Here is a 22,159-nt window from a genome sequence, read left to right as displayed (position 1 = left end):
GGCATAATGACAACCCAAAATATTCAGCACTTTTTTCATCCTCAATCCGGTAGCCTGAGTTATGTTGTGGCAGATTCGGACACCAATGAGGCAATAGTGATTGATCCTGTTGCTGATTATGATGAGGAAAACTGTAACATCAGTTTTGAATCGGCGCAGCAAATCATTGACCACGTTGAACAAAATCAACTTCATGTCACCGCGATTCTTGAAACACATATTCATGCTGATCATTTGTCGGGTTCGTTCTATCTCAGTAAAGTACTGCAAGCGCCCATCTACATTTCTGATCATGTCAAAGAGGTATACGCTAGCTGCAAGGATGATCTGTCACTCACCGATCTTTATCACTTTGAACATTTCTTACTGGAAAATGAGCAACTGGATTTTGGCCATTCGCATATAGAAGTTTTGGAAACCCCAGGGCATCCGCCATCTGATCTAACCTTCAAAATTGGTGACGCATTGTTTGTGGGGGACTCACATTTGCATTCGCGAGAAGGGTCGTCGGTTGAAGCGACTGATCCGACGTATGAATCATTGGCGAAGATATACGAGCTCAAAGATTCGACTCAAGTCTACCTATGTCACAATGAGCCAAGTAGTTCAGACGAGTTGATTTATAAGACGACACTAGGTGATGAATTACACCAACAGGGCTCTGTTCATCAGTCTAGTGCCAGAAGGCCAAAGCTTCCGACCCCGAAACTGATTAGCTCCGCGTTAGAATACAATCTGACTGCAATGCGGCCACCTATGTAGATCGCATACTGCTATCTTATTGAGTTTATTGCTTGTCAAAATTCATCGTCAGATAACATTGGTGTCATGATTGCTGTGTTAAATCGTCCGCATGTTTAACTCCACAGGAACAACAATCATGACAAAAGGACTAACAGCGTTTCGTTGGCTGATGCTGCTACTCTTTATGTTTGCTACCACTGCGCAGGCGAGCAATAAGAAGGTTTTACTGGTCGGTATTGATGGCATGCAGTTTGAACATATCGGTAAATTGTCGACCCCTGCTTTTGATCGTCTCCAGATTACGCAAGCTTATACAGGGGGCGTGAAGGGGCGATTTAGTGCACAGAAGACCAGTAGTGGCCCGGGTTGGACAACGATTTTAACGGGTGTTTGGGTTAACAAACATGGTATTTCGAGTAACAGTGTTGGCCCAGCCAATTCTGAGTGGCCGAGTATCTTTCGTCAGATTCACAACGCCAACGACCAAGCTCAGATGTATTCATTCTCGACCTGGGGAACCATCAATACGCTCTATTTCCCAGCGGATATGCCTTTGTTAGCGACTCATTCTGAAGGGGGTAGTGACGATGACAGTGTCAATCGAACCTTGGAGGTTCTGAACTCTCAAAACCCTGATTTCATCTTTATTCATTTGGATGAGCCCGATGGTGCGGGCCATAGCCATGGCTGGGGTGACGAATACGATAAATCAATTACAGACAGCGATGCTAGGCTGGGTAAACTGCTAGATGCGGTTGAGAAACGCCAGCTTGAAAAGAACGAGGATTGGTTAGTTCTGGTCACCACAGATCATGGCCGCAATGCGAGAACAGGCAGTGGTCATGGTAACCAGACTACGAGTGAAAAGACCATTTTTATTGCTTCCAACCAACCTTTGCACAACCGCTATCAGTCTTATATTTCGGTGCCGAATCAAGACTTTGACGGCCTGTATAACCTGCCAGCGCAAACCTTTATTGTGCCAACGATTTTAGAGTTTCTCGGTATCAAGCAAAATCGATTACGCCTTGATGGCTTTCCTCTTGTTGGTGATATAGAGGCGCAAAAAGCCTATGCCACGATTGAAAGTAAACGTTGCGGTTTGGAGTGGGATGCAGACAAGGGCTCTCCGATCGCGCTAGCCAGCTATGAGCATGTGGCAAAATTTGATTGTAATGGCTCAGCCGATCCTGTGCAGATCGAAGACGGTTATATCTATGCCAATATTTACGGCTCTTCCTGCGGATTGCAATGGCATGCCGCCAAAGGTACGCCAAGCCCAATGGGTAGTAATGAGCATATAGCCAAGTTTGATTGCAGCCATGACGGCGACCCGCTGTCTATTAGTAGCAGCTACATTTACAGCCTGATTGAGAGCAAGCAGTGCGGTTTTGAATGGAATGCGAAAAGTGGTGTGCCGATGACGTTAGAGGGGTACGAGCATGTCGCTAAGTTTGATTGTGATGGCAACGCGGACCCACTCAGCTTCGAAGTAATGCGTTAACGAAACCATCTGATGATTTGGCCTGAGCAGCTATGCTCAGGCCAGTTTTCGATGGGATGACTGAACTCAGCCTCGTGCGAGCGCGTCAGGAGCCAAAGTAATCGTCAATGTGCGGCCTTGATTTGGCTCGATACCCGTTGAATATGGCGGCTTAAGTTATCAACCATGGCTGCGCTAAGTGATAAGCCTCGGAGAGATTCCGAGGCCCAGTATTAGTGATTAACAAAGTCCCGTAAGATAGAAATAAAGTCGTCTGGCTGTTCCAACATCGGTGTATGACCACACTCAGGTAAGCTGACGAGGTTTATGTTGGGGAAAGGCGGATAAATATCTGACCAAGCAGAAAGCGGCGCAACACTGAAATCTTGAAGGCCTCCCAGTGCCAGTACAGGTACCACAATAGATTGCGTGTAGGTGCTGATATCCAAATGAGCAAAGTCATTGCCCCAAAGTTTATCGAGCAAGGCAGTATGCATAGGAATGTCTTGCCACAAAGGGAGCTCATCGAAGTTTGGATTGAACCAGCGCATTGGGCCTAATCGTCGGCAAAGGTGGGCAAACTTTCTATCAGGCTCAAGCTGAATATCACCTGCCAATAAAGCGATACTTTTCTCAAATGCCGTTTTGCGATCCTGACAGGCATGTCTTTGCCAATTAGCCATCTGCAGAGTTCGCATTTCCTCTGATAAGCTTGGCGCCGCGCCGATCAAAGCACACCCTTTTACACGAGTTGGAAATCGATAGGCGAAGTCGAGAGCCATATAGGCATGGCCAGAATGTCCCATCACCCAACAAGGTTCTATGTCGAGTTGACTGCAGGCTCGTTCAACATCCTTTGATATCTGTTCCAATGACACGTCATGTAAATGAACAGGCCTTTCGCAGTGCGCAAAGCCTCTGTGATCAATGAATACGCAGTAAAAATGTTGATAGATGTCATTCGGCATAATGCGATAGTAGTAATCTGCACTGCCGATAATTAGGAGTGTTGGTCCTTGGCCTTGCTCAATGACTTTTAGCCTGAACCCATCCGCTTGAATAAAACTTGTCGTCTTGTTGTACATGTCGTTCCTTTTTCAGGTCGCAAGCGACCCCTTCAGATTTAACAAAGTGATTGTTGAGTTGGAAAAAGGAAAAAAACGTCAACGAATAAGTTTCATCGGTAAGCCATCATAATGGGAATTTGTCTATGTTATTAAAAACGTTTGCCTGATGCTAGGGGCAAGAGCGGTTATCTAACCAACCGACGTTTTGCTGTCAATCGACAATTCTCAAACGGGATTTCTGCCGACCCAGTATTATTGATTTGAATTGAGAGAGTGGGCTTAGCTGGTTACCACTCCTTGAGTAGGGGCGTGTAAACCTAATAGGTGGCGGACGTCGACAAACGCTGGTGAGTGCAAGGGAATTGACGTGTATGGGGCTCGCCTGAGTGGGTGCTCAGGCGAGGGGGTAGAGACGGATTAGATGTAAACCAGTTTGGCAACAAAGATGAGCGTCAGAATGTACATCGAGATAGAGACGTCCTTCGTTTTACCCGTGGCAACTTTGAGCACAGTGTAAGTAATGAAGCCTAATGCAATGCCGTTAGCAATTGAGAAGGTCAGTGGCATCATCAGTGCGGTAATCGCAGCGGGAGCACCGTTGGTGAAGTCTTTCCAGTCGACGTGCTGCATGCTACTCATCATGACAAAGGCAACATAGATCAGTGCGCCAGCCGTCGCATATGAAGGAATCATCCCCGCCAGAGGTGATAGAAATATAGCAGCGAGGAAAAGAACAGCAACGACAATGGCAGAAAGACCTGTTCGGGCACCAGCAGCCACACCAGCGGCGCTTTCAACATAGCTGGTGACCGGAGGACATCCTACACACGCACCTGCAACACTGGAGATACTGTCTGCTTTTAATGCTTTGCTTAATCCCTCGATCTTACCTGTTTCTTTGTTTACGAGGTGAGCTCTTTCGGCCACTCCCATCAGGGTGCCTGCGGTATCGAACATATTGACGAACAAGAAGGCCAGAATCACACTCACCATCGATATGTTAAATGCCCCAGAAATATCCATTGCCATGAAAGTGGGAGCAATACTGGGTGGCGCAGAGAAGAATCCGTTGTAATGAACCAGCCCTAGCATCATACCGATCAGAGTGACACTCAGAATACCGATAAGAACCGCACCGAAGACTTTACGTTCGCTGAGCACAGCGATGATCAGGAATGCGATGGCAGCGAGCATAGCGTCTGGCTTTGTGAAATCACCCAATGAGACCAAGGTCGCTGGGTTTTCGACGACAATACCTGCAGTTTTAAGGCCAATCAGACCAAGAAACAGTCCGACACCCGCTGTCATCGAGAAGCGCAAGCTTTCCGGGATGCTTTCGATGATCCACTGGCGGATCTTGTAGAAGCTCATCCCAACAAATAGGATACCAGAGAGGAACACCGCCCCGAGTGCCACTTCCCAGCTATAGCCCATTTCGCTAACAACGGTAAATGAGAAAAAAGGCGTTGAGGCCCATACCAGGAGCCAGACCGACAGGCCAGTTAGCAAACAACCCCATTAACAGACAACCAATGGCTGCACCGATACAGGTTGCGACGAAGACAGCGCCTGAATCCATTCCAGAAGCGGCCATGATCTGAGGATTTACAAAAATGATGTACGCCATTGTGGCAAAGGTGGTGATACCCCCAATCATTTCATTCTTGACACTGGTTCCATGTGCTTTCAGTTTGAAAAAGCGCTCCAAAAAGCCACCAGATTCGCCTTTGGTGTTAAGCAGTTCTGTTTTGCTTTCATTCATGTCAGCAAGTCCTTTTGTCGGTGTTTCGTGAATTGAAGACAGCACTTCGCCGTGCGTCTCTACCTCAGACGAATTTCAATGGTTCTGATTGATGGGTGATGACACGGTTGGGTGATGCTTGTCGTTATTCGCTAGCTGCCCCGATAAGTCGAGAAGCTATAAGGTGAAACCAGTAGCGGAACGTGATAGTGCGCATCTTTATCACCCAATCCAAAACGGATTACGACGTCATCGAGAAACGCAATATCGCCTAATTCAACTTCCTTACTGCGAAAATAATCGGCAACGTGAAAAACAAGCTGATACTTACCAAGCTCAAAATTTTCGCCTTCTAAAACCGGCTCGTCAGTCCGGCCATCAAAGTTCGTTGTGACGGTTTTCATCTTGGTTAGGTGGCTACCTTCCACTCTGAACAGTTCAACTTGAATGCCTGCACCAGGCAGACCATGCATTGTATCCAATACATGTGTGGTTAGTTTTCCCATAATTCCTGTCCGCGCGTCGCGCTCTCCTTAGCTTTTTCGGGGGCTTTTAATTGTATACAAAGCTATATAGTGATTTTGTTGGATATCTATATATGTACACAAAAATTTTATGTAGTAAAGCTCGTTGTTATAGAAATGTTATTATTGAGGGAGTTGGAAAATGAATTATGTGAACTGGGATTTGGTGTTTATTACAGGGTTAAAACTTTTAAACTATTGATTAATAAAGATGTAGCTATAGATATTGACGTCAGAAACAAAATCTTTACATAAAGATAATTTATTGTATACAATGAATTTGTGAAGTTGATGTGGCGTTGCAATCACGCCATGCTTTTTAAGGAGAGCCTGAATGGATAAGGATTATTCACGAGATCTGGTTGGCTATGGGGCAAATCCTCCGCATCCCAAATGGCCGGGCGATGCCCGTATTGCAGTGTCATTTGTATTGAATTACGAAGAAGGGGGGGAACGCTGTCTTCTACACGGAGATGACGAGTCTGAAGCTTTCCTCTCTGAGATTCCGGCCGCTCAACCTATCAAGGGTGAGCGACACATCAGTATGGAGTCTATCTATGAATACGGTAGCCGTGCTGGTGTGTGGCGTATCTTACGCCTGTTTGACGAATATGAAATTCCACTCACCGTTTTTGCTGTAGCTATGGCGATCGAGCGACACCCTGATGTGGCGGATGCTATGGTGCAAGCGGGACATGAAATTTGTAGTCACGGTTATCGTTGGATCGATTATCAGTATATGGATGAGTCACAAGAGCGTGATCACATGACAAGAGCGATTGACATCATCAAAACGATCACAGGTAGCCGACCTCTCGGTTGGTACACCGGACGCACTGGCCCAAATACTCGTCGTTTAGTGGCTGAAGAAGGTGGTTTTTTATACGACTCTGATGCCTATGATGATGATTTACCGTATTGGCACACCGAAGCTGGCCGTCCGCAATTGGTGATTCCATATACCTTGGATGTCAATGATATGCGTTTTTCTACCGCTCAAGGGTTCAACTCTGGCGAACAATTTTTCCAGTATCTGAAAGACACGTTCGACACTCTATATGAGGAAGGAGAATCCGCACCCAAAATGATGTCGGTTGGATTGCATTGCCGTCTAATTGGTCGACCCGGCCGTCTCGCTTCACTCAAGCGTTTTCTCGATTACGTCAAACAACATGATGATGTGTGGCTATGTCGACGCATTGATATTGCTCACCACTGGCATGAGCACCACCCATACACACCACAGAAGGAGAAGTAATATGACTGAATTTCGTACTTGCAAACCATCAGAGATGGCTCGCGCGGAATTTGTCTCTCATTTTGGTGATGTGTATGAGCATAGCCCATGGGTGGCTGAATCTGTGTTCGAGCAAGGGCTTGATACCGAAGACAACAAAATTGAAAACTTGCATCAGCGTATGGCTAAAACCTTGCTGGCTGCAGAGAGAGCCCAACAATTGGATCTGATTAAGGCTCACCCAGACTTAGCTGGACGTGCTGCCGTTGATGGGGAACTGACCGCCGCCTCCACCGCTGAACAAGCTGGGGCTGGCATCGACCAATGCTCCGCGGACGAGTTCGAGACATTTACCACTTATAACAACCGCTACAAAAGTCGCTTCAATTTTCCCTTCATTATGGCTGTGAAAGGGGCCAATCGTTACCAAATTCTTGAGTCGTTCGAGATGCGATTAGGAAATGATAGTGAAACTGAGTTTGCTACTGCGATTCAGGAAATCAACAAGATTGCGCTGTTTCGCCTGCGAGATATGTAAGTCACAGGGCTGGCGACTATCCCGCTATTACGCTCTCCAGAGAGCAGATAACTGACTCACTTAACCTATTTTTGATTAATTGGAAGGATGAAGGAAATGTCCTTAGATTTTGAACAATACATAAACCTCGCTGATGAAAAACTGGGCGCTCAAGCTATTTACGCGACCGACGATTTCTTTGCTGATAAAAGCCGCCTTTTACGCCGTGCAGCGCCAGAGTGGAAGGAAGGGGTTTATGATGACAATGGCAAATGGATGGATGGCTGGGAAAGTCGTCGTAAACGTGGCGAAGGCTACGACCACTGTGTGATTCGTCTAGGCTTAGCTGGCACGATTGCAGGCGTTGATATCGATACCTCTTTCTTTACGGGTAACTTCCCTCCATCGGCGTCTATTGATGCGTGTTACTCACCAGATGGCGACCCAACGGATGCCACTGAATGGCAAGAAATTCTGCCGTCAATGAGCTTGCAAGGCGATCATCATCACCTTGAGCAAATTGAAAGCGACGAAGTGTTCACTCACTTACGTCTTAACATCTATCCAGATGGCGGTGTTGCACGTCTTCGTGTTTACGGCCGACCAAGTGTGGATTGGGACCGTATTGATGCTCAGCAGAAAGTGGACTTAGCCGCTGTTGAAAATGGTGGTCGTGCGTTGTCATGCAGTGACGAGCACTACGGTAACAAATCTAACATTCTTGGCCCGGGCCGAGGCGAAAACATGGGTGATGGCTGGGAAACCGCACGTCGACGTACACCAGGGAATGACTGGGTGATCGTTGCGCTGGGCCATGCAGGCAACATTGACCGTGTTGTGGTCGATACTGCGCACTTTAAAGGCAACTTCCCAGACAGCTGCTCTATTCAGGCGGCCTACGTTAAAGGTGGCACGGATGATCAAGTGGCGACACAAAGCCTGTTCTGGCGTGAGCTTTTACCAGCACAGAAGCTCCAGGCACACGACATTCATGAGTTTGTCTCTGAAGTGAATCAACTGGGCGCTGTGACGCACGTTCGTCTGAATATCTTCCCGGATGGTGGTATCAGCCGTCTGCGTTTATTCGGGACTAAAGCGGAATAAGCGAGGGAAGCGCAATGAGCAATGGAACTCGCCGATTAAAAATAGAGCCACTCACCAAAGAGACGTTTGCAGAATTTGGCGACGTTATTGAAGTCGAAAACAGCGACTACTTTATGATCAATAACGGCTCAACCCGTCGTTACCACAAGCTGGCGAGCACGGACGTACAAGATCAAGGTGGTGAAGCCATCATCAGTATCTTTCAGGCCACGCCGCTGAGCTACCCGTTAACGATTAAAATGCTGGAACGTCATCCGCTTGGCTCACAGGCCTTTGTTCCGTTGTTTGGGCAACCTTATTTAATTGTTGTTGCACCGAAAGGAGATGACCCGCAGTTGTCGCAAAGCCGTGCCTTTATCAGCAATGGCCGACAAGGTGTCAATTACCACAAAGGTGTTTGGCACCATCCGGTGTTGGCGCTGACCGAGCGTGATCAGTTTTTGATCGTTGATCGAGGTGGTGACGGGCATAACTGTGATGAAGTGTTTTTCGACACCGATTTGGTCTCTGTGCATCTGGAAGATATTCCAGCCAACAGCATCACGGATGAAAAGCAACGCATGGAACAAGCGTTGTAATGCTGGCACTGCCCATTACAGGGTTCCCTTGTGATGGAAAGCGCTGGCAGTAAATAGGAGTTTATTATGGATCCACATATCACGGAGTGGTTGAATCTGGCGATTCGCTGGGTTCACATGATAGTCGGGATCGCCTGGATTGGCGCATCGTTTTACTTTGTTTGGTTGGAGAACAACCTAAACCGCGTTAACCCGAAAACTGGCCTGTCAGGCGACTTGTGGGCAATTCATGGCGGTGGTATCTACCACCTTGAAAAGTACAAGCTTGCGCCACCAGAAATGCCAGAGCACCTGCACTGGTTTAAATGGGAAGCATACTTCACTTGGATTACCGGTGTGTTGCTACTGGCGGTTGTTTATTACCTCAATGCAGAAATCTATCTGATTGCACCGGGCTCTGGCCTGTCACCTACTACTGCGATTGCGATTGGTGTGGGGGCGTTAGTCGCGGGCTGGTTCATTTACGATCTCTTGTGTGACTCGCCTTTAGGCAAAACCCCAATGTTGCTGGGACTGGTTCTGTTTGTGCTGCTTGTGGGTGCGACCTACGGATTGGCTCAGGTATTTAGTGGTCGCGGTGCTTACATTCACGTTGGTGCCATCATAGGTACTATCATGGTGGGCAACGTTTTCCGCGTTATCATGCCTGCGCAGCGCAATCTGGTGAGTGCGATTGAAGAAAACCGCGAACCGGATCCAGCACTGCCAGCGAAAGGCTTACTGCGTTCTCGCCACAATAACTATCTAACATTGCCTGTACTGTTCATCATGATCAGTAACCACTTCCCGAGCACTTATGGTTCGGAGTACAACTGGGCGATTCTAGCGGGTCTGGCGATCTTCAGTATCCTAGTGCGACACTACTTCAACACACGTCATGGCAGTCAGAAATTTGCCTGGACGATCCCTGTGGCGGCTTTGGGTATGATCACGTTGGCATTTGTGACTTCTCCTTATGCGAACCGACCAGCAGCGCAAGCACCGGTTGTACAACAGCAGGCTGCGCCTGTTGCTGAACCTGCAACAACAGAAGCAAATGAAACCGCATCGGCATCAACCACTGAGCAGACTATCCCCGCAGCAAATGGTGTTAGCTTTGCCGAAGTGAACAAGGTCATTCAGGAGCGCTGCTCTGTATGTCACTCTGCTACGCCAACGCATGCAGCATTTGCGGTTGCGCCTGGAGGTGTTGTATTAGATACCCCTGAAGAGATCTTAACTAATGTTCCACGCATCATTTCTCAGTCCGTTGCGACGAAAGTGATGCCGCTGGGCAACCTGACTCAGATGACCGATGAGGAACGATCCCTTATCGGCGTTTGGGTGGAACAAGGTGCAGTTATCCAGTAACTGCGCTGCGGGACTGAGTATCGGCCTGATTTCCTGCCTGCTGGTAAGCCTTATCTAACCAATCTCTCACGTATGGGCGATTGGACGTTCACTGAACCAACGTTGGGTAAAGGCCATCATCATCCAGCACGTGCAACGCAGCGGGTGGGGAGAAAGTACCGATATGTTCAATATTACTCCAGCATGGAGGGCGACATGGACTTTGTCGTGATTGTTGTCACTCAGGATATGAAAGCCGATGACGCATTGTCTAGGCGTCTGTTTATGTCCAACCAAAACATCAAAAAGTTTTCGACCAAAGTGGTGATCCAACCGGGTAAAGTTGGCCTTGAACTCCCTGTGTGAAAGGTGCAGCTTTTGTTTTGACTTCAAAGGCTTGAAAAGGCATTTAATCAATCCTTGTCTATACTGATTCTAAACACTGATAAATAGTGTGAATAATTGAAGCGGGATATTCGAGGGGTCTCTATGCGCAGAACAACATGGTTTAGCACTTTGGTGATTGGTTTGATGTTAGCCAATGTGGTTTACGCTCTGCCTACTCCGGAAGGTGACCCAGTTCTTTGGGTGTCGGGAGCGATCACCGAGTCCAACACTGCCGATGGTGCTGAGTTAGATTCCGCAATGATCAAGCAACTTGAGCAAGGGACGATCAAAACCAACAACCATGTCGTTTCCAATGTTGTCGAATACAAAGGACCGAAACTCAGTGCGTTGTTGGATTATGTCGGAGCACAAGGTTCAACGGTTAAAGTGATTGCTTGGGATGATTATGTGGTCAGTATTCCAGTAGCAGACATCAAAAAATACGGTGTTTTGCTGGCAACACATGAAGACGGCATCAAAATGACCATAGACGGTAAAGGTCCTTTCTTCGTTGTTTTCCCTTTCACTGATAACCCCGAGATCCAAACTGATCTGTTTTATAGCCTGTCAGTGTGGCAAGTTCGTGAGATTGTTATCGAGTAAACAGTATGGAACGATTTTGGGACAGGGGACGTTACTTTGTTGTCACTATTTCGGCATTGTGCGCTCTGCTTCTAATGGTGATTACTTACGTTTTTTATTCTGTCACTGAAATCAAAAATGTCTCCTCTGAGCCTTATGTCACGATAATTAATAACAATATTTCAGCGAAAACAAAATTGCTGTTCGTCAAAGCTGAAGTACTTTCTTTCGCCGCCCTGAAAGATGAGAAGAGCCTGTCAAAACTTAGATTCAAGTCCAGAATTTATAAGTCGAGTATCTTGCAGGATCTCCTTGCAGAGAGAACTAATCGTGTACATGAACAATTTGGTAATCTAAATGAACTTCAGCAAGTTGTTGTGGATATTCGGTCTGTTTTCGACTCGATAGACAAGCTTAGTCTTACCAATGTGGAAGCCATCGATCTTGTGGTAGATCGCATCGACGTTACTTACTCGAGACTTAATATTTACCTAGCTGACTTTGTTACTGAGGTGCAACGCCAGCAGCTCGAATTTCTCGACTTCAAAGAATCTTTCTATAACAAGCAGTATGTCTATTTAGGCATCATTTTGTTCTGTTCCATGCTGATGATTGGTGTGATTTCATGGATGTATCTGCACCAGATTAGGCTAGGTAAAGATCTAGAGGAAAGAACCAAGGTGATGGAGGAGGCAAAGCGCAACGCTGAGCAAAGCTCCATTGCGAAAGCCCGATTTCTCGCCAACATGTCTCATGAAATGCGTACTCCTCTGAATGCCATTATTGGCTTGAGTCAGAAAGAGTATTACCAAGCGTCTGATGAGCAAACCAGACACTTCCTATCGATGATCAACAGCTCTGGGGAGCATTTGCTTAAGCTGATCAACAACGTGTTAGACCTCAGCAAGATTGAGCAAGGTAAATCCAAATTGGAGAGCGATGAGTTCTTTGTTAGTGAGCTGATTGATGTCTCTAAAACTGTGTTTATTAACTTCGATAAGCAGCAAGGGGTTGATGTCTTTTTTTCAGTCTCTTTGGATCGAAACTACAAGATAAAATCAGACAAAACCAAGCTTGTTCAGATAATCAATAACTTAGGTTACAACGCACTCAAATTTACAGAATCCGGTCACGTCGAGATCCAAATATCACTCAGCTCAGAGTCTGGGATTTTCAATATCGTAGTGAGGGATACAGGGATTGGTATGACTCAAGAGCAGCTTGATAAGGTGTTTCAGGAGTTTACCCAAGCAGACGACTCGATTACCCGAAAGTATGGAGGAACAGGGCTGGGGTTGTCGATATGTCAGTCTTTAGTAAATTTGTTGGGCGGCGCTATCAGTGCAGAAAGCTCGCTGGGTGAGGGGAGTGAATTCTCAATTGAAGTCCCCGTGAGTATTACTGGTTCGGTGCCTTTAGTCGATGACAAGCAGGCGACAAGAGCAGTGAGAGTGGTTTCAGACAACCACTATGCGAAGGAATTGATTACCGAAGAGCTCAATACGCTGGGTTTGTATGATGCGCATGGGACAAAAGTATTATGTTATCTGAGCAGTGACGATGCTTTGGAAAATACGCTCAAGCAAGCACACTGCCGTGACGACCAACCCCTGATTGTGTATGGCAATATCAATACGACACTGCCGCCGAGAGAAAACATGACATTATTGAGTAAACCGTACGATTTGTTTAGTTTGCTTGATTGTTTAAAAGCGCTGGCGAATACGGGCTCACAGCAAGAGTGCACCGTCGATGGGGCTGACGTTTCAGGCGTCTCCGTCATGTTGGTTGAAGACATTCGCATGAACCAAATCGTCGCTCAGAAAATGCTGGCAACCTTGGAGGCTGAGGTCACGACCGTGAATAACGGGCAGGAATGTGTCGACTTACTTAATCATGAGCATTTCGATATTATCTTTATGGATATCCAGATGCCAGTCATGGATGGGTTAGAAGCACTCAAACAGATAAAGCGTGACAACCTTGCGCCAGACACCGCTATCATCGCCCTGACCGCCAACACATTTGAGAGTGATGTACAGCACTACTTAGAGCAAGGCTTTGATGACGTGCTCCCTAAACCCTTTAAGTTGGAGTGGTTGAAAGGGATGCTAGAGAAACACGCATGAGTTTGTGTTTCTAATCAGATTTTACACCCACAATCATTCCCACTCTTTGGTTCTCGATACCTAGCAGCCATTTTTTGATGGGATTTAAGTTGCCAAAGTCGTAACAGTGGGCAGAGAAGACGCTATTGAAGCCTGCCTTGATAAGTTGCTCTCGCCAGAAAAGCTCTGAATTAAAACACACCCCGATACCGGCAGTATTTGATCCTAACTTGGCGACTAGGGCTTTAATCATAGTCGAGGAGGTGAGCTGATAGATTCTTTTACCTGGAATATTTGAGTGGTCCGTGCCTTCATACAGATTTTCAAAAATCACCACGATGCCTTCTGGTGCTAGCATGTCGTAAGCATCTTTTAGCCCCTTTAACTGTAAGTCATGCGTCTTGGAGTAGCTTGGCGCGACAAAATGATTGAGTACCCAATTGAACTGGATTAAGTCGTATTTGAAGAAGCAGTCGAAGCTTTGGTAATGGGCTTGGATCAGGTTTTTGCGACTATTAGGGTTGTTCTCGTTCAATGCAGTTTCGTCAGGGTCAACGATAGTGACCTGGCAGCCGGGATATCGGCCGATGAGTTTATCTGCGTAGCTGCCGTTGCCTCCACCGACATCGAGAAAATGTGCTTGGTTAGGATTTGGGATGTAGCGTTCAATAATATCTGAGACAAGGTGAAATAGCTCCTTGTCGATAATGTCTCCCTTGGATAAAACAATCTTATTCTGGCCAAGATACTTAGCTTGTTCACTCATATTCAACACCTCCATTGTTATGATGAAACTTAGCAGTTATTGTGCCGATATTATTTGTGTTTAAGTTATTGTTTTATCTTTGTTTATTTCTATCGTTGCAGACATTGTTATTTTGAGATTGATTTTGATATTCAATAAGATACGAGGAACAAAAAAAACGCCCTTGCGAAGCAAGAGCGTTTTCACTAAAAGACCGAGTTAACTAGCAAACTTTTTTGCGTCGATACGTCCTTCTGCGTCATAGGCTTTCTCGCCATAGATGTACGTCTTAGAAACGGTGCGGTCATCGCCAAGGCTCATCAGCACAAACAGCTTCTCTTCCAAGGTCTTGGCTTGCTCCATGCGGAAACGCATCAGTTGAGTTGCATGTAAATCCAGCACGACAAAGTCCGCTTCTTTACCCACTTCAAGGTTACCAATGTTGTCTTCAAGGTGGAGTGAACGTGCCCCGCCCAGTGTTGCTAAGAACAGGGATTTCAATGGGTGCAGTTTTTCCTGTTGAAGCTGCATGATCTTATACGCTTCACTCATCGTCTCAAGAATCGAGAAGCTGGTACCAGCGCCGACATCGGTGCCCATACCGACGCGAACCCCATGTTCTTCCAGTTTAGGCAGTTTGAACAGACCAGAACCGAGGAACAGATTCGATGTTGGACAGAAAGCAATTGCCGATTCCGTTTCTGCCAAACGCTGACATTCACAATCAGAGAGATGAATGCCGTGAGCAAACACAGAGCGCTTATGCAGCAGTCCGTAATGGTCGTAGACATCCAGATAAGAGTCGCGCTCTGGGAACAGCTCAAGTACCCATTCAATCTCTTTTTTGTTTTCTGAAAGGTGGGTATGCATGTACACATCTGGATATTCTTCCAGAAGTTTACCTACAGTCGCCAGCTGTTCCGGTGTGCTGGTTGGCGCGAAACGAGGCGTAACCGCATAAAGCAGTCGGCCTTTGTTGTGCCATTTTTCAATCAGCTCTTTAGATGCCTCGTAGCCAGATTCTGGCGTATCAGTTAAGTAGTCTGGTGCGTTGCGATCCATTAGCACTTTACCTGCGATCATACGCAAGTTGCGGCGCTGTGCCTCTTCAAAGAACACATCGACCGACTCCTTATGTACTGTGCCAAACACCAATGCTGTGGTGGTACCGTTGCTTGCCAGCTCATTGAAGAAAAGTTTTGCGACCTTATGCGCGTACACCGGATTTTTGAAACGCTTTTCTTCCGGGAAGGTGTAGTTTTCTAACCAGTCAAGCAGTTGCTCACCGTAAGAGGCGATCATGCCGGTTTGCGGGTAATGAATGTGAGTGTCAATAAAACCTGATGTGATCAGCTTGTCTTCATATTCGGTGATATTGAGGTTCTTTGGCTGCCTTTTAAGCACCTCTTCTGTCTCACCGATATCGACGACGTGGCCGTCTTCTACCACGAGGAGACCGTCGTCGAAAAACTGATACGAGTTTTCCAGTCCGACGTCTTTGGGGTCAGCAATACTGTGCAGAAGGCTTGCACGATAAGCTTTACGTTGAGTTGTCATGTTTACTTCCTTTAAAGGCCCTCTTTGGGGCTAGGCGATTTTCTCTTCCAATGATGAATCGCTCAGTTGTTGTTCTTTACTGTGTGGCGTAGGGCGTTTTTCTTCAAGCGAAATCCCCTGATAGTGTGCGATTAATTCACCCGCAACCGATACCGCAATTTCAGCAGGATGTTTTCCATTCACCATGCTGATTCCAATTGGGCAAATCATCGTATTTATTTGTGGCTGGTTGTAGCCTCGCTGCGCCAAACGCATGTCGAATTTTTTGCGCTTGGTTAGTGAACCTATCATGCCGAAATACGCACTGTCGTCTCGATCGATGATGGCTTTTGCCAACTCAAAATCGAGCTGATGATTGTGCGTCATGACCAGATAGTAACTATTCGGTGACATGTCGCGTACTTCAGCGACCGGATCATCGCTCACCAGCTTGGTGACGTTACGAGGGAGTTCATCAGGGAATACGTCTTCACGCTCATCAATCCAAGTGACACGGAAAGGGAGCGTCGAGACAATATGTAAAAGTGCTTTGGCAACATGGCCAGCACCGAATACCACGAGATGTTTTTGCGCGGTGCCAATTGGCTCGAAGCTCAGTGTTGCCATTCCGCCACAACACTGACCTAAGCGAGCCCCAAGATTAAAGCGCTCCACTTTCAGTGAACCTTCACCCGCGAGCAGCATTTCACGCGCCATTTTGGTGGCGATGTGCTCCAGATGACCGCCACCAATGGTGGCAATCAAACGGTCGCGAGTGACCAACATTTTTGTGCCCGCATCCCTTGGCACTGAGCCACGGTCTTCCAATACGGTCACCATCACGCAAGGTTCACTGTTTTTCTCTAGCTGTGCCAGTTCATGAATCCAATTGTCCTTAAACATACGTCTCTCCTTGAACTATTTATCTTGTCGCCATTTTCGGCAATAAGGACTCTTTAGCCATTGTCATCCTCAAGAGCGAGGAACGAGAGAGTTGGGGATCTTTTATAGATAGTGCCGATGTTAAGAGGTTCCCTGCTCCTTCCTTCGTCAGTCTATGGAATGACGTTGGTTAGGCTTTCTCTGCCTGCTCTGGCGTCGTTTGTGGTTGGCTCACTTTCGCAATTGTCATCCTCCTTGAACTATTTATCTTGTCGCCATTTTCGGCAATAAGGACTCTTTAGCCATTGTCATCCTCAAGAGCGAGGAACGAGAGAGTTGGGGATCTTTTATAGATAGTGCCGATGTTAAGAGATTCCCTGCTCCTTCCTTCGTCAGTCTATGGAATGACGTTGGTTAGGCTTTCTCTGCCTGCTCTGGCGTCGTTTGTGGCTGGCTCACTTTCGCAATTGCCATCCTCCTTGAACTATTTATCTTGTCGCCATTTTCGGCAATAAGGACTCTTTAGCCATTGTCATCCTCAAGAGCGAGGAACGAGAGAGTTGGGGATCTTTTTATAGATAGTGCCGATGTTAAGAGGTTCCCTGCTCCTTCCTTCGTCAGTCTGTGGAATGACGTTGGTTAGGCTTTCTCTGCCTGCTCTGGCGTCGTTTGTGGCTGGCTCACTTTCGCAATTGCCATCAACACACGCTCTGGTGTTGCTGGTGTATCTAATTTAGGTATAGCACCTTCAACGGCCACTGAGGCAATGGCATCTTTCAGTGCACTCCACACGGACATACCGAGCATGAATGGCGGCTCACCGACCGCCTTGGAGTTAAACACGGTATCTTCTGGGTTGGCTCGATTTTCCAGAAGGTGAGTGTGGAACTCGATAGGCATATCGGCGATCGCCGGAATCTTGTAGCTGGCGGGCCCGTTGGTCATCAGACGACCTTGTTCGTTCCATATCAGTTCTTCTGTGGTCAGCCAGCCTACACCTTGCAAGAAGCCACCCTCGACCTGGCCTATATCAATGGCCGGGTTAAGAGAAGTCCCTACATCGTGCAGGATATCTGCGCGCAGAATTTTGTATTCGCCTGTCAGGGTATCGACAATGACTTCTGAACAAGAGGCGCCGTACGCGAAGTAGTAGAACGGACGGCCACGCGCTTTTTCATGGTCATAGTAGATTTTTGGTGTGCGGTAGAAACCTGTACTCGATAGCGATACTTGGTTGAAATAGGCCAGCTGGACAAAGGCTTCGAAAGTCAGGATTTCATCACGAATCATGACCATACCGTTTTTGAACACCACTTCTTCTGCTGACACTTTGTAGTGACTGGCAGCGAAGTCGATCAGACGCTGTTTGATGGTCAGTGCGGCGTTCTGGGCGGCCTTACCGTTGAGGTCGGCGCCCGATGAGGCCGCGGTTGGTGATGTGTTCGGTACTTTGTCTGTGTTGGTAGCGGTGATTTGGATACGTTCAACATCTACTTGGAAGGCCTCAGCAACGATTTGCGCCACCTTGATGTTCAGACCCTGACCCATTTCCGTACCACCGTGATTCAAATGAATACTGCCATCGGTGTATATATGGATGAGCGCACCAGCCTGATTCAGGAAAGTCGCAGTGAAAGAAATACCAAATTTCACTGGTGTGAGCGCCAGACCTTTTTTAAGGATCGGGCTTTGCTTGTTGAACTCAGCGATGGCTTTACGGCGTGCGTGATAGTCACTGCTTTGTTCAAGTTGCTCAGTGATTTCTGGCAGGAAGTTGTCTTCAACTGTCTGGTAGTAATGAGTGACGTTACGCCCCTCACCACCGTAGTAATTCGCTTTACGGACTTCGAGTGGATCTTTACCCAGATAGCGGGCAATTTCATCCATGATATGCTCAATGGTCATCATCCCCTGCGGGCCACCAAATCCACGGTAAGCGGTATTCGACGCTATGTTGGTTTTGCAGCGGTGACCTGTCACGGTGGCATCACCAAGGTAATACGCGTTGTCTGAGTGGAACATGGCACGGTCAACAATCGAGCTCGACAGATCCGGAGAGTAACCACAGTTACCCGTTACGATGATATCAGCCCCCTTAATGACGCCATCATCGTTAAATCCGATTTTGTACTGGTTGTAAAATGGGTGACGCTTGCCCGTCATGGTCATGTCTTCCATGCGCGGCAGACGCATTTTAGTTGGGCGTTTAGTTAGGTGTGCAATAACTGCCGCCATACACGCTGGCGCTGCGGCTTGCGTTTCTTTACCCCCGAAACCGCCACCCATGCGACGCATGTCTATTACGACTTTGTGCATCGCAATCCCAAGCACTTTGGCGACCAGCTTTTGTACTTCAGTTGGGTTTTGTGTCGAGGTATAAACGACCATGCCGCCATCTTCGGTTGGCATCACGCTGCTGACCTGAGTTTCAAGGTAGAAGTGTTCCTGGCCTCCAATCTCCAGATCGCCTTCAATCACGTGTTTTGCTTTGGCAAGTGCAGCCGCTGAGTCACCACGTTTTTGCTGGTGGCTCTCAGTGACAAACCACTCTTTCTCTAGCGCTTCTTTCACGTTGAGTACTGGTGGTAGGGCTTCGTATTCAACAATGGCGGCTTGCGCAGCTTTGCGTGCGGTTTCCATATCATTTGCGGCAACAGCAAGTACGGGTTGGCCATAGTATTGAACCAGGCCGTCAGCAAGCAGTGGATCACCGGGCAGAATGGCACCGATATCCAACTGGCCCGGTACGTCTTCGTGGGTGATGGCAATCGCAACGCCTTCAAATTCGTAACACGGCGAGACATCCAATTTGGTGATTTTAGCATGAGCTTGAGTGCTCAGGCGTGCATACACATGCAACTGGTTAGGGAATTCCAAACGGTCATCAATATAAACCGCTTCACCTGTGACCTGCTTCGGGGCACTGTCGTGTTTTACGCTTTTACCAACGCCGGTTTTCAGATCCTGCTTTACGATGGCGACCATCTCTTCTTGAGTCATGGTCTGATGATGTGCGTTAGACATAAGACGTTACCCTTGTTTCGATCTGGTTGTTGTGATGAGTCTGCTCGATATAGAAGCGACGCAGCATGTTCGCTGCTGTCATAGAGCGATACTCTTTGCTGGCACGGAAGTCACTCAGTGGCTCAAAATCGTTATCGATTTCAGCCATCGCGGCATCAATGGTTGTTTGTGTCCATTGTTTACCTAATAGCGCGTTTTCACAGTGCGTTGCGCGTTTTGGCGTTGCCGCCATACCACCGAAAGCGATGCGGGCATCAATGACTTTATTGTCTTCAATCTCGATATTGAATGCGCCACAAACCGCAGAAATATCGTCGTCTAGACGCTTGGAAAGTTTGTAAGCACGGAAGGTTTCGTTCGCTTTTGATTTAGGGATAATCACTTGCTCGATAAATTCACTTTCCTGCTGAGCGGTAACTTTATAGCTGATGAAATAGTCTTCAATCGGCAAGATTCTGGTCTGCTTACCACGACGCAATTTCACTTGAGCATTCAGTGCAATCAACAGCGGTGGGGCATCACCGATAGGGGAGGCGTTACCAATGTTGCCCCCTAACGTGCCCTGATTGCGGACTTGCAGAGAAGCAAAGCGATGCAGCAGCTCACCAAAATCAGAGAAATGTTGAGTCAGAAGCTGGTACGCATCGCTGATGGCAACATTGGCACCAATGTGCAGAGCATCGTTACTTTCTTCGCAAACTTTCATGTCTTCAACCAGATTTACGCTGATCAATGTTTCTATTTCGCGATGGAATTGGGTGACTTCAAGAGCTAAATCAGTACCGCCAGCAACCAGTTTGGCTTTTGGATTTGCAGTGTAAATTTGAGCCAGTTCTTCAATGCTCCGAGGGATATAAGCTGTCAGGTTACCTTGGCTCAGACTGGCGGGTTGCCCCTGAAGAGCTTCTAGCCGAGCAATGGTCTCTTTTTCCAGCTCGACAAACTGATCCATCAATGGTTCATCAGAAGCCAGAGATAAGGCGGCGTCAACAATAGGGCGGTATCCGGTACAGCGGCATAAGTTACCCGCCAGAGACTCCATGACATCTTCCTTATTCGCCGCAGGTTTGTTCTTGCTTAGAGCAAACATCGACATGATAAAACCTGGAGTACAGTAACCACATTGAGAACCGTGGAAATCGACCATCGCTTGCTGAGTTGGGTGAAGCTTGTTTTTGTTCTGTAAGTCTTCAACGGTGATCAGCTGCTTACCATGTAGTGCGGATACGAACGTCAGACAAGAATTCACTGAGCGATACTGAAGTTGTCCTTTGACTACTTCACCGAGTACCACGGTACAGGCACCACAGTCGCCTGAGCCACAGCCTTCTTTCGTACCTGTTTTTTGTACATGTGTTCTCAGGTACTGCAGCACTGTCATATTGGGTGACAGCTCACTCTCTTGTCTGAGTTCTTGATTGAGTAGGAAAGTAATCAAGAGACCTCCTTGTGCATTGACACTATTGTTCCAAAAATAATTTTCTGACCTTTGGGTCAATAATTGGATAGTTTGACCTCTTGGTCAACTTTAATTTTACAATATTGCAACATTAAGAGAGAGTGAAAAGGTCAAAGATATAATTTAATCCATTAAGTTTATGAAATTATTAAGATTAATTTCTATCAGTAGGTAGGGCATTTTAAGGAAAATAGAGTTAATATTGTATTTTATTTTGTATACAATGAAATGTGGTTTGGAGAAAGCCTGGCAGAGGCGCCGGGCTTAGATGATGAAGAATAAGTGGATTATTTGCTTTTCAGTAGTTCTGAGAACACGACATGCAGGTCATTTGACGCAGTATTGCTATCAAGGTTGAGCTTGGAACGAATATGAGACAAGTGCGCTTCCATTAAGCTGATTGCTTGCTCGGTATCACCAGATTCAATCGTATCCAGTAACTGCGTATGCTCATCTTGCGAACAGTTTGAATGATTGCCCGTTTCGTACTGAGCAATCAGCAATGACGTTTGCGATACTAAGCTTCTCTGGAATGCGAGCAATGGGGCGTTGTTTGCCATTTCGGCCAACTTAATGTGGAACTCACCAGACAGTCGAAGTCCCTTACCATAATCACCGTTATCGAAGGCTTCGTTTTCTTTCTCTACTAAACGTCGGCATTCATCTATCTTTGCTGTGGTGGTATGTTCAACGGCAAGCTCTACAATGGCAAGTTCCATGACTTCCCGCGCTTTGATGATTTGCTTGGCTTCTTCTTTGGTCGGTGCAGATACCATGGCACCGCGGTTTGGCCTGATGCTGACCACTTGTTCCATCGATAGTCGGAGTAAAGCTCGGCGTATGATGGTTCGACTAACGCCGAATATTTCGGCCAAAGCTTCTTCATTCAACTTGGTCGCTGGTGGTAGTCGTTGTTCAAGTATTGCATCGAAGATATGGCAATAGACCACGTCATCTTGCGTTTGACCAGCGACCTTTGTTTTTATATTTTTCGCCACAGAATTTTTTAGATTTGCCATAGGCGGCTTGTCACCCTCAACCTATTTATTTCCTTGATAAAACAATGATACTTCACTTTGTATACACGTGGCTAGCTTTGGCAAAGCTAGCAA

At 47.0% G+C, this 22,159-nt stretch carries 17 protein-coding genes and 2 pseudogenes; 10 read left to right on the top strand and 9 right to left on the bottom strand.

Annotation, left to right across the window (positions count from 1 at the left end; all coding sequences use genetic code 11):
* Positions 1–6: 6 nt before the first annotated feature.
* On the top strand, positions 7–762 hold the full coding sequence (locus KW548_20170; GenBank protein QXX09359.1) for an MBL fold metallo-hydrolase: 756 nt from the start codon (positions 7–9) through the stop codon (positions 760–762).
* 118 nt (positions 763–880) lie between these two features.
* Positions 881–2,248 carry an alkaline phosphatase family protein gene (locus KW548_20165; GenBank protein ID QXX09358.1) on the top strand — a complete coding sequence of 456 codons (1,368 nt, stop codon included), beginning with the start codon at positions 881–883 and terminating at the stop codon, positions 2,246–2,248.
* Between the two features lie 212 nt (positions 2,249–2,460).
* Here KW548_20165 and KW548_20160 read toward each other — a convergent pair whose 3' ends face one another.
* The 3 genes and pseudogenes from KW548_20160 to uraH form a co-directional block, all read right to left on the bottom strand.
* On the bottom strand, positions 2,461–3,312 hold the full coding sequence (locus KW548_20160; GenBank protein QXX09357.1) for an alpha/beta hydrolase: 852 nt from the start codon (positions 3,310–3,312) through the stop codon (positions 2,461–2,463).
* 399 nt (positions 3,313–3,711) lie between these two features.
* Positions 3,712–5,056, bottom strand: a pseudogene (locus tag KW548_20155) (NCS2 family permease).
* 131 nt (positions 5,057–5,187) lie between these two features.
* The gene (uraH, locus tag KW548_20150; GenBank protein QXX09356.1) at positions 5,188–5,541 is read right to left on the bottom strand and encodes a hydroxyisourate hydrolase; all 354 of its coding nucleotides are present in this window, start codon (positions 5,539–5,541) and stop codon (positions 5,188–5,190) included.
* A gap of 352 nt (positions 5,542–5,893) precedes the next feature.
* Here uraH and puuE point away from each other — a divergent pair, with 352 nt between their 5' ends.
* The 8 genes and pseudogenes from puuE (at position 5,894) to KW548_20110 (ending at position 13,422) form a co-directional block, all read left to right on the top strand.
* Positions 5,894–6,817 carry an allantoinase PuuE gene (gene puuE, locus KW548_20145; protein ID QXX09355.1) on the top strand — a complete coding sequence of 308 codons (924 nt, stop codon included), beginning with the start codon at positions 5,894–5,896 and terminating at the stop codon, positions 6,815–6,817.
* A 1-nt stretch (position 6,818) separates the two neighbouring features.
* Positions 6,819–7,334 carry a 2-oxo-4-hydroxy-4-carboxy-5-ureidoimidazoline decarboxylase gene (gene uraD / locus KW548_20140; GenBank protein ID QXX09354.1) on the top strand — a complete coding sequence of 172 codons (516 nt, stop codon included), beginning with the start codon at positions 6,819–6,821 and terminating at the stop codon, positions 7,332–7,334.
* A gap of 96 nt (positions 7,335–7,430) precedes the next feature.
* Complete coding sequence (gene alc / locus KW548_20135; protein ID QXX09353.1) at positions 7,431–8,417, top strand: allantoicase; 987 nt, start codon at positions 7,431–7,433, stop codon at positions 8,415–8,417.
* 14 nt (positions 8,418–8,431) lie between these two features.
* A complete protein-coding gene (locus KW548_20130; GenBank protein QXX09352.1) occupies positions 8,432–8,995 on the top strand; it encodes an ureidoglycolate lyase in 564 nt (187 codons plus the stop codon).
* Positions 8,996–9,061: 66 nt separating this feature from the next.
* Complete coding sequence (locus tag KW548_20125; GenBank protein QXX09351.1) at positions 9,062–10,345, top strand: urate hydroxylase PuuD; 1,284 nt, start codon at positions 9,062–9,064, stop codon at positions 10,343–10,345.
* Between the two features lie 189 nt (positions 10,346–10,534).
* Positions 10,535–10,690 (top strand): annotated as a pseudogene (locus tag KW548_20120) (Lrp/AsnC ligand binding domain-containing protein).
* 123 nt (positions 10,691–10,813) lie between these two features.
* Complete coding sequence (locus tag KW548_20115; protein QXX09350.1) at positions 10,814–11,314, top strand: hypothetical protein; 501 nt, start codon at positions 10,814–10,816, stop codon at positions 11,312–11,314.
* 5 nt (positions 11,315–11,319) lie between these two features.
* The gene (locus KW548_20110) at positions 11,320–13,422 is read left to right on the top strand and encodes a response regulator (protein QXX09349.1); all 2,103 of its coding nucleotides are present in this window, start codon (positions 11,320–11,322) and stop codon (positions 13,420–13,422) included.
* A gap of 10 nt (positions 13,423–13,432) precedes the next feature.
* Here the strand turns inward: KW548_20110 and KW548_20105 are convergent, their stop codons facing one another.
* From KW548_20105 to KW548_20080, 6 genes are all read right to left on the bottom strand, one after another.
* On the bottom strand, positions 13,433–14,167 hold the full coding sequence (locus KW548_20105) for a class I SAM-dependent methyltransferase (protein QXX09348.1): 735 nt from the start codon (positions 14,165–14,167) through the stop codon (positions 13,433–13,435).
* 198 nt (positions 14,168–14,365) lie between these two features.
* Positions 14,366–15,703, bottom strand: a complete 1,338-nt coding sequence (guaD, locus tag KW548_20100; protein QXX09347.1) for a guanine deaminase — start codon at positions 15,701–15,703, stop codon at positions 14,366–14,368.
* A 30-nt stretch (positions 15,704–15,733) separates the two neighbouring features.
* On the bottom strand, positions 15,734–16,585 hold the full coding sequence (gene xdhC, locus KW548_20095) for a xanthine dehydrogenase accessory protein XdhC (GenBank protein QXX09346.1): 852 nt from the start codon (positions 16,583–16,585) through the stop codon (positions 15,734–15,736).
* A 618-nt stretch (positions 16,586–17,203) separates the two neighbouring features.
* Complete coding sequence (gene xdhB, locus KW548_20090; protein ID QXX09345.1) at positions 17,204–19,588, bottom strand: xanthine dehydrogenase molybdopterin binding subunit; 2,385 nt, start codon at positions 19,586–19,588, stop codon at positions 17,204–17,206.
* Positions 19,581–21,026: a xanthine dehydrogenase small subunit gene (gene xdhA / locus KW548_20085; protein QXX09344.1), complete on the bottom strand. Its 1,446-nt coding sequence runs from the start codon at positions 21,024–21,026 to the stop codon at positions 19,581–19,583. Before xdhA ends, xdhB begins: the two co-directional genes overlap by 8 nt.
* Positions 21,027–21,334: 308 nt before the next feature.
* Positions 21,335–22,066: a GntR family transcriptional regulator gene (locus tag KW548_20080; protein ID QXX09343.1), complete on the bottom strand. Its 732-nt coding sequence runs from the start codon at positions 22,064–22,066 to the stop codon at positions 21,335–21,337.
* Positions 22,067–22,159: the final 93 nt, after the last annotated feature.

The organism is Vibrio neptunius (genome assembly GCA_019339365.1).
GTDB lineage: Bacteria > Pseudomonadota > Gammaproteobacteria > Enterobacterales > Vibrionaceae > Vibrio > Vibrio neptunius.
The sequence above is the reverse complement of the archived record's forward strand: the minus strand, read 5'-3'. Positions and strand labels throughout refer to the sequence as shown.